8 protein-coding genes are annotated in these 9584 nt (G+C 51.4%); 7 read left to right on the forward strand and 1 reads right to left on the reverse strand.

Going from position 1 to position 9584, the window contains the following annotated elements; translation table 11 throughout:
- Positions 1–324 precede the first annotated feature (324 nt).
- Positions 325–1080 (forward strand): thiopurine S-methyltransferase, encoded by a 756-nt coding sequence (locus KDK13_RS04455; RefSeq protein ID WP_257283729.1) that lies wholly within the window; start codon positions 325–327, stop codon positions 1078–1080.
- A gap of 48 nt (positions 1081–1128) precedes the next feature.
- On the forward strand, positions 1129–1683 hold the full coding sequence (locus KDK13_RS04460) for a sugar O-acetyltransferase (RefSeq protein WP_257283731.1): 555 nt from the start codon (positions 1129–1131) through the stop codon (positions 1681–1683).
- Here the strand turns inward: KDK13_RS04460 and KDK13_RS04465 are convergent.
- Positions 1680–3179, reverse strand: a complete 1500-nt coding sequence (locus tag KDK13_RS04465; RefSeq protein ID WP_257283733.1) for an NTP/NDP exchange transporter — start codon at positions 3177–3179, stop codon at positions 1680–1682. The two genes, KDK13_RS04460 and KDK13_RS04465, sit on opposite strands and share 4 nt — an antisense overlap.
- A 67-nt stretch (positions 3180–3246) precedes the next feature.
- On the opposite strand from KDK13_RS04465, the gene KDK13_RS04470 reads away from it, so the two are divergent.
- Genes KDK13_RS04470 through KDK13_RS04490 form a run of 5 tightly spaced genes read left to right on the forward strand, consistent with a single transcriptional unit; the run spans position 3247 to position 9426 of the window.
- A complete protein-coding gene (locus tag KDK13_RS04470) occupies positions 3247–3741 on the forward strand; it encodes a MerR family DNA-binding transcriptional regulator (protein ID WP_373692206.1) in 495 nt (164 codons plus the stop codon).
- 60 nt (positions 3742–3801) lie between these two features.
- Positions 3802–4971 carry an isovaleryl-CoA dehydrogenase gene (locus tag KDK13_RS04475; RefSeq protein ID WP_257283734.1) on the forward strand — a complete coding sequence of 390 codons (1170 nt, stop codon included), beginning with the start codon at positions 3802–3804 and terminating at the stop codon, positions 4969–4971.
- A gap of 17 nt (positions 4972–4988) precedes the next feature.
- The gene (locus KDK13_RS04480; RefSeq protein ID WP_257283735.1) at positions 4989–6596 is read left to right on the forward strand and encodes a carboxyl transferase domain-containing protein; all 1608 of its coding nucleotides are present in this window, start codon (positions 4989–4991) and stop codon (positions 6594–6596) included.
- Positions 6597–6617: 21 nt separating this feature from the next.
- Positions 6618–7460 (forward strand): enoyl-CoA hydratase-related protein, encoded by an 843-nt coding sequence (locus KDK13_RS04485; RefSeq protein WP_257283736.1) that lies wholly within the window; start codon positions 6618–6620, stop codon positions 7458–7460.
- On the forward strand, positions 7453–9426 hold the full coding sequence (locus KDK13_RS04490; RefSeq protein WP_257283737.1) for a biotin carboxylase N-terminal domain-containing protein: 1974 nt from the start codon (positions 7453–7455) through the stop codon (positions 9424–9426). Before KDK13_RS04485 ends, KDK13_RS04490 begins: the two co-directional genes overlap by 8 nt.
- The last annotated feature ends 158 nt before the right edge of the window (positions 9427–9584 follow it).

The raw sequence follows: 9584 nt of genomic DNA on the forward strand, positions 1-9584 counted from the left end.
CAGGGAATGAACAAACACTCAAGCGGAGCGCTCTACGCCTGCGCGGCCCGGCCCGATTAGGCGATGCTTTACGACGGGTTTGGTAACTGAGCTGCACAAACGTTTGTAACTATTTACCCAGGTTAAGCACTTGAAGAAATCTGCCATGCTGTAGTGCATGAAAAATTCGCTATTTGAACTGTATAGCGATTACCTGCTGTCCTCATTTGGCAAAACGACAGCTTCATTGAACCACTTTGATTTGTCCGCTCCGTGAGTTCATTCGATCAGAACCCGTTGCATTCTGCTACCTTGTATGCACGACTTCAGAGAGCAAGGCTGATCATGAACTACACTCAGCTATTTATCTTCCTACTGGCAGCCGGTATGGTTAATAATTGCAAAGCATCCAATTCTGTGTCCTACCATGATAACGGGATATCAATAGCAATGGACGATATTAACTGGCAGTCTCATTGGGAGAGCAATAACATTGGTTTCCATCTGGATCAGACCAACCCCATGCTGGTAAAACACTGGCCTAAGATACGTGCAGTGCCAAAGGATATGGTGTTCGTTCCCCTGTGTGGCAAAAGCCTTGATATGATAGAGCTTCATAAGCAGGGCCACTTTGTTATCGGCTCCGAGTTAAGCGAGATTGCAGTGGGCGCTTTTTTTGCCGAGCAAAACCTCGATTTCACAAGGCAGACAGCAGGTGAACACGAGTACTGGTCCAGCGAACGAATAGCCCTGATCCGGGGGGATTTTTTTACCCTGTCAGAAGAGAGTATTCCGGCCAGATTTGTTTATGACCGGGCAGCCCTGATTGCCCTCCCCCCCGCCAGACAGGAAGCCTACATAGAACAACTCCTGCGCATCGCACCGGATATTGAGCAAATTCTGCTGATCACGGTTGAGTACGATGATATTGCTGCTGCAGCACCACCCTTCAGTATCCCACCAGATCGGGTAAAAGAGCTCTACGGTGAACACTTCGAGATCGACCTGATCGAAACACGGGACACCAAACCCACGCCACGAAAACAGGCCCAGGGGTTAAAAGTGATGACAGAGCATGTTTTCAAACTTGACCGGAAGTAGATTGCAAAAAAAACCGGCTACTGAGTTACCACCAAGCGCAGGCTGATTATGCCGTACACGTCTGAAAAAGAGAAAATGCTGGCAGGTATGCCTTACGATTCCTGGGAATCAGGGTTACTGGCTGACCGCATGCGGGCCAAAAGTCTGTGTGCCAAGTTCAACAGGGCTGATCCAACCGATCTGGATGGCAGAATGGCCATTCTCAGAGACCTGTTATCTTTTAAAGATACGGCCCATATGGAGCCAAATTTCTTTTGTGATTACGGTTACAATATTGAAATAGGCAGTAACTTCTACGCCAACCACAACCTGACCATTATTGACGTCTGTAAAGTCAGCATTGGGGACAATGTCCTTATTGCGCCTCACGTTATGATCTCATCCGCAACCCACCCTGTTGATCCGGTTGAACGCCAGAAAACCGAGTATGGATCACCCATCACCATTGGCAGTAATGTCTGGATAGGCGGCAATGTGTCTGTTCTTCCGGGCGTTACGATTGGCGACAACTCTGTAATCGGTGCAGGTAGCGTGGTGAACCGGGATATTCCAGCCAATAGTGTTGCCGTTGGAAATCCCTGCAGAGTTATTCGGACCATTTAACGGTGTTTTCTTGCCAGCAACCTGAACCGCAGACCTAACGATTGAACCGATCTTATCCAGATCACAAAAAAGCCCAGAGCGATAACCGCCACATAAGGGGTGATGGCGGAAAGCGAGCCAAAGATAACCAGCAGAACCTGCTGAACCACCGAGCCGGTGGACTTGCCCAGGGGATTGCCAATAACGTCTACGGCGGCCTTGCCTTTTACTTTCTGCTCAGGATCCAGAGGGATATAACTCATCTCTTTGGTGGGATCGAATAACGAATACTTGGTGGATTTACTGAGTATATTTTGCAGTGCTCCCAGAATAACGGTCATCATTAAGGGAGAAATTCCCGGGATAAACCAGCTATTTGGTAAACTATCCCGCAGCAGGACAAAACTGAAAAAAAGACAGCCCGTGCTCAACAGTACAACCGGTGTACACAGCGCTGCCACGGTCCAGCCAAATCGTCGAATGACATTATTCGTCACGAAAAGCATCATGAAGATGGTAAAAATACCGGTACAGGTAGAGAACAGCCCCATAAACTGATTGTATTCATTGGGTGCCGGGTATTGCATTCGCAGCTGATTCTTCCAGGTCACCTCCACCATATTGATACAAATCCCATAACAGATGACCAGCATGGCGATGCAGAGCAAATATCGTGAACCAAGGATCAGCTGCAGGCTCTCTTTCAGGGAAAGGCTCAACTTTTCCAGCCTTGATTCTGCAGTATTATCTGCCTGATAAAGCTGTGGGTCAGTGACTACAAAGCGGTTAATCCACCAGTACACCAGCATAATCAACAGACCGGCAATGGTGATGACGCCGGTCATGATATTGAGAGAGTATCCCCAGGCATCAGTGCCTTCAGGCAGGGTTTCCCGTACCTGAGAGGCGTAATAGACAAAAAAGCCAGCGGTTGGCAGGGCCAGGTTTCCCATCATGCCAAAGAGTGCATAAAACCGTTTTGACTCTGATATCCGGGTAATATGATTGGCAAAGCCCCAGAACAGAAGTGAGAGACAAACACTTCCCCATAGCTCAGACATCACATAGAAAAGGGAAAACGTCCAGTTACGCAGAACCGCGATAAACCCTTTAAAGCCCGGAGGCAGAGCGGTTTCCAGGTAGTCGGCCAGCTGATCCGCATGCAGGACATCCCGACAGGGGTACAAAACCAGGGAAAACAGACAGAAAAAAACAATAAACCCTGAAATGATAACGTAGAAAAGCACATTGCGGCGAAGCACATTGCTGAGCCTGGCATAGGACAGGGTAAAAAGAATGGCAAAAGGAACATTCACCCACAGTTTCAGGAACGGGATGATTTCGGCACCCGAACCATGGCCGGTAATCACCAGTGTATCTTTGGTATCCCTGAGAATGGTGTAAACAAACAACACCAGATAAAACATCAGGATCATGGGAATCACTTTTTTCAACTCATAGCCATGAACAGGCCATAGTCGGGCTCTCCATACACTGAACGGCTGATTATCTTGCATGGGTCCCCCATTGGGACGAATGGTTCATGATTCTGCATATAGATAGCCATTAAACCGGTAAAGTTCCATGCCGACAGTCCTTCAGGTAGCTTTACGTTTACGTAAAGGGAATTTATACTCAAGCCATAAAAAGAAAAGCAGTGACCACAGACACGCTGCCAATCACGAGCAAAGAACCATGTCCGAGAGCACGTTCACTATTTCAGAACTCGCCCGGGAGTTCGGCCTCACGCCCAGGGCGATACGCTTTTATGAAGACCGGGGGCTACTCAGCCCAAAGCGCAACGGTCAGCAGCGCGTATACAGCAAGAAGGACCGCGTTCATCTTAAGCTTATTGTCCGGGGCAAGCGTCTGGGCCTGAGCCTTGCCGAATCGAAAGACCTGATAGCACTTTATGACCCTGGCTCCCGCAACAAAAAGCAGTTGCAGGCGATGCTTGATGCCATTGACACATCCAGTGCCCGTCTCGAACAACAACTCAAAGATATCCAGATAATGAAGGATGAACTTGCAGAAGCCAGAAAGCGCTGTCTTAAAGCCCTGCTGGAAAACGGGAGTTAAACAATCTCTCCGTTCAATAAAACTCATACCGCAATAACAATAAAAAAGTGAGGAATCCCAATGAGCCAATACTCACAGCTGAATTTCAACCTTGGAGAAACCAATGACATGCTCAGGGAGCAAGTCAGGCAATTTGCGGCAAAAGAAATTGCCCCAAGGGCCATGGAGATCGACCAGACTAACCGGTTCCCCATGGATCTCTGGCAGAAAATGGGGGATATGGGTTTGCTGGGTATCACCGTATCTGAACCGTATGGTGGCTCAGCCATGGGATATCTTGCCCATGTCATCGCCATGGAAGAGATCAGCAGGGCTTCTGCGTCTGTCGGGCTTAGCTATGGAGCCCACTCCAACCTTTGTGTCAACCAGATTTTCCGGATGGGTACCGACGCTCAAAAAGAACAATATCTGCCTGATTTGCTCAGTGGCCAGGCCATCGGCGCACTGGCCATGAGTGAACCGGGAGCCGGTTCCGATGTGGTCAGTATGCAGCTTAAGGCCGAAAAGAAAGGCGACCGTTTTATCCTGAACGGCAACAAAATGTGGATCACCAATGGTCCTGATGCCTCCACCTATGTGATTTATGCCAAGACAGAACCGGAAAAAAAGTCCCGTGGCATAACCGCCTTTATTGTCGAAAGGGATTTCCCGGGCTTCTCCCGAGCCCAGAAGCTGGACAAACTGGGCATGCGGGGCTCAAACACCTGCGAACTGGTCTTTGAGGACTGTGAAGTGCCTGCACAGAACGTGCTGGGCAACCTGAATGGCGGTGTTGAAGTGCTGATGAGTGGGTTGGACTACGAGCGGGTGGTTCTTTCCGGAGGCCCTGCCGGCATCATGCAAGCCTGCATGGATGTGGTTCTCCCCTACATTCACGACCGTAAACAGTTTGGCCAGTCCATCGGTGAATTTCAGCTGATTCAGGGTAAGGTTGCCGACATGTACACCCGGATGAATGCCTGCAAAGCTTACCTCTACACTGTCGCTGCGGCCTGTGACCGTGGCGAGACAACCCGTAAGGATGCGGCAGGCGTTATTCTCTACTGCGCCGAAAGCGCTACCGCACTGGCACTGGATGCCATCCAGATACTCGGCGGCAATGGCTATATCAATGACTACCCGACCGGACGCCTGCTGAGGGATGCCAAACTGTATGAGATCGGTGCCGGCACATCGGAAATCCGTCGTATGCTGATTGGCCGTGAGCTGTTTCAGGAAACCGGCCATTAAGTGGAGGGGAGTTTGTCATGGTGACACTTACCACAACAATAGCCATAGACAGTCCAGAATTTAATGACAACCGTCGTCAAATGCAGGCACTGGTTGATGAGCTGCAACAGAAGTCTGATCACCTGAAACAGGGAGGCTCGGAAAAGGCCCGGGAAAAACACATCGGCAAAGGGAAGCTGCTGCCCAGGGACAGAATTGCCCTGTTGCTGGACCCCGGCTCCCCTTTTATGGAGGTCGGACTGTTTGCGGCCGACAAGGTCTACAACGAAGAGGTACCCTGTGCAGGCGTGGTTGCCGGCATTGGCCAGGTTTCAGGCCGCGAATGCATGATTGTCGCCAACGATGCCACTGTCAAAGGCGGCAGCTACTTTCCACTCACCGTTAAAAAACATTTACGGGCCCAGGCCATCGCAGAGCAGAATCAACTTCCCTGTATCTACCTGGTGGATTCCGGTGGTGCCAACCTGCCCAGACAGGATGAAGTATTTCCTGACCGTGAACACTTTGGCCGGATTTTCTTTAATCAGGCCAATATGTCGGCCAAGGGGATTCCACAGATTGCCGCGGTGATGGGTTCCTGTACTGCCGGCGGCGCTTATGTCCCTGCCATGGCGGATGAAAGCATTATTGTCCGCCGTCAGGGCACCATTTTCCTGGCCGGCCCTCCCCTGGTGAAAGCCGCCACCGGTGAAGAGATTACCGCAGAGGCTCTGGGTGGTGCAGACGTTCACTGTCGTCAATCCGGCGTCGCCGACCATTACGCCAATGATGATGCACACGCCATCAGCCTGATCCGACAATCAGTATCCCGGCTGAACTCCGTTAAGAAAGCGCCTTATGAACTCCAACCCGGCATTGAACCACTGTATGACATCAAAGAGCTCTACGGAGTTGTCCCGTCGGATTTGAGACAACCCTATGACGTCCGGGAGGTCATTGCCCGCATTGTTGATGGCTCCGATTTTGATGAATTCAAGGCACTGTTTGGTGAAACGCTGGTGTGTGGCTTTGCCCGTATTCATGGGCACCCGGTGGGGATTCTTGCCAACAACGGCATTCTCTTTTCCGAATCCGCCCAGAAAGGTGCGCACTTTATCGAGCTTTGCTGTCAGCGCAAAATTCCACTGGTATTTCTGCAAAACACCACCGGTTATATGGTGGGGTCCCAGGCAGAGTCCGGAGGCATTGCCCGCCATGGGGCGAAAATGGTCAATGCTGTTGCCTGCGCCAGAGTCCCCAAATTCACGGTAATTATCGGCGGCAGTTTTGGTGCCGGGAATTATGGCATGTGCGGAAGAGCCTACGATCCCCGCTTTCTCTGGAGCTGGCCCAACGCACGTATTTCCGTGATGGGCGCAGAACAGGCAGCCGATGTTCTGGTTCAGGTGAAACGTGACGCCATGGAAAAGCAGGGCCAGGCACTAAGTGATGAGGAAGCCCGGGCCATTCGCCAGCCCATTCTTGAGAACTACGATCACCAGGGCAACCCTTACTATGCCAGCGCACGACTCTGGGATGACGGTGTGATTGATCCGGCGGATACCCGCACAGTTCTCGGCCTCGGTCTTTCTGCGGCGATGAATGCCCCCATTGAAGACACCCGCTTTGGCATATTCAGGATGTAAGTCAAAAGAGTACTCATCATAATGAACAAAAACCTGATACTCGATATAGAAACACTCAGTGAACAATCCGGTAAGATCGTTTCCCTCTGCCTCAACCGGCCTGAAACCGGTAACGCCCTGAATGGAGCGCTGATTGCAGAAATGCACCAGGCGTTTGATCTGATTGAACAAACACCCACCCGCCTGCTGATACTCAAGGCCAATGGTAAACATTTCTGTACCGGTGCGGACCTTAACTGGATGAAGCAGTCCAGAGCACTGGGCAAAGAAGAAAATCATCAGGATGCACGGCAACTGGCCAGATTGATCCAACGGCTTGACCAGTTCCCTGCCCCAACCATGGCAGTGATCCAGGGTGCAGCATTTGGTGGTGCCCTGGGATTGATCAGCGCCTGTGATATTGCCATCGCCAGTCAATCCGCAACGTTCTGCCTGAGTGAAGTCAAGCTTGGGCTTATTCCTGCGGTTATCAGTCCCTACGTTATTCGAGCCATGGGGGTACGTCAGGCAAGACGCTATTTTCTCAGTGCAGAAACCATCTCAGCCAAACAGGCACTGCGCCTGAACCTGATTCATCAACGGTGTAAAGAGCAGGAGTTGTCGTCCACAGTCAAAGCGCTTTGTGACCAAATCCTTCAGAACGCCCCCGTTGCCATGACTGAGACCAAACGACTAATTAATGACATCAGTCATCAGCCGATCGATGAAAACCTGATGAACCTCACCTGCGAACGAATCGCCAGCATCCGTATTTCACCGGAAGGTCAGGAAGGGTTAAGCGCCTTTCTGGAAAAGCGGGCTCCGGGCTGGAGAGAGCCATCAGCAGATGAAAAGCCATCAGCAGAGGAGCAACACCATGATTAAACGCCTGCTGATTGCCAACCGTGGGGAGATCGCCTGCCGTATTATAAAAACAGCCCATGCCATGGGTGTGGAAACCATTGCCCTCTATTCCGACGCCGACCATCGGGCACTCCATACGACAATGGCCACTAAAGCAGTCTATGTTGGGCAAAGCCCTGCTCTTGAGAGCTACCTGGATATTGAGAAGATATTATCCATAGCAGAACAGGAAAAGGTGGATGCCATTCACCCGGGCTATGGCTTCCTGTCAGAGAATGCTGGCTTTGCCGCAGCCTGCCAGCAAAAAGGCATCATTTTTGTCGGCCCTCCCGCGTCGGCCATCGATGCCATGGGATCGAAAAGTGAAGCCAAGAAAATCATGGCAGAGGCCGGAGTCCCCCTTGTTCCCGGTTATCACGGTGAAAATCAGAGTAACCAGCAGCTGATGGTTGAAGCCGAACGCATTGGATATCCCCTGCTGATCAAGGCGGCTTTTGGTGGTGGCGGTAAAGGGATGCGTGTTGTTGATCGTTCAGAGCACCTGGAACAGCAGCTGGAATCGGCAAGACGTGAAGCAGAAAAAGCCTTTGGCAATGATCAACTGCTGCTTGAACGCTTTGTCACAAAAGCGCGGCATGTTGAAGTTCAGATCTTCTTTGATCAACAGGGAAACGGTGTTTTTCTGTTTGACCGGGACTGCTCCCTGCAACGCCGACATCAAAAAGTGATTGAAGAAGCGCCTGCCCCCGGCCTCGCTCCCGAACTGCACGAAGCCATGGGTAATGCCGCGGTCGCCGCCGGAAAAGCCATCGGTTATCAGGGGGCGGGCACCGTGGAATTTCTGCTTGATGGTGACCGGTTCTACTTTATGGAGATGAATACCCGCCTCCAGGTGGAGCATCCGGTAACGGAAATGGTCACCGATCTGGATCTGGTGGAGTGGCAGTTAACCGTGGCATCCGGCGAGCCTCTGCCACTAGATCAGGCGTCATTACACTGCCATGGTCATGCCATTGAAGCCCGGTTGTATGCAGAAAACCCAAGGCTGGATTTCCTGCCCACCTCCGGACGCATTCTGGCCCTGGAATGGCCAGAAACCCACGGCAACCTGCGTATTGATACCGGCATTCAGGCCGGTGACAGCATCACCGCCTGGTATGACCCCATGATGGCAAAAATAATTGCCAGAGGCTCCAGTCGGCACGCCGCAATAGCGCAACTTCAGACGGCGCTGGCCCAGTATTATCAGGCCGGGATCTGCGATAACCGGGACTTCCTGACCCACCTTTTGACAACCCGGGAATTTATTGATGCCGAACTCAGTACTGACTTTATTGATCATCACCCGTTTCCCGCTTTATCCCTGGAGCAAAGAGACCTGCTGTTAGCGGTTGCAGCTATCTATCAGTTTGAATGTGGCAGTGCCAGAGCGGATGAGTTACTGCCAACCTCATATAACTCCACCTTCAGAACAGAATCCCTGTTTCAGTTTTATCTGGATGAACAGCACTGGCTGGTCAGGGTCGATAAACAATCGAACCGTTATGAACTGCGTATCTCAGAGAAATCACTGACGATAACCGCCAATGTCAACCACCAAACATGCGGTGCATCAATGAGCATCAGTTTTGACACGACAGACGCAGACAAATTACAGCCAATTATTTGCCGCATAATTCCCCGGCCAGGGGAATTATTGCAAGTCATTCTTCCGGATATCAGCCATGAAGTTGCACTTCCCGGCCATCCCATGGAACAGGAAGAGGATCAGGACAATGTACCGCTTGCCCCCATGAGTGGCTCCATCACCTGCGTGATGGTAAGCGAGGGCCAGTCTGTGGCGCAGGGAACCCCTCTGCTGATGATGGAAGCCATGAAGATGGAGCACTGCATCACCGCCAAAGAGTCCGGAACCGTTGAGCGGATACTGTATACGACAGGAGACCAGGTTGCCGCTGGTTCGCCATTACTGACGTTCGTCGAATAAGCCAGAAAAACAATAAAATCATGGAGCAAAGGGATGTCCAGCGACACAGCCAATTCACAGCGACTGCCAGACAGGGTGACGCTGGTTGAGATGGGGGCCAGGGACGGGCTGCAGAATCAGCCGGAGATACTCCCTGCCAGGATTCGCTCAGAGCTGAT

Origin of the sequence: Endozoicomonas sp. SESOKO1 (assembly GCF_024606265.1) — a bacterium.
In the GTDB taxonomy this organism is placed as follows: domain Bacteria; phylum Pseudomonadota; class Gammaproteobacteria; order Pseudomonadales; family Endozoicomonadaceae; genus Endozoicomonas.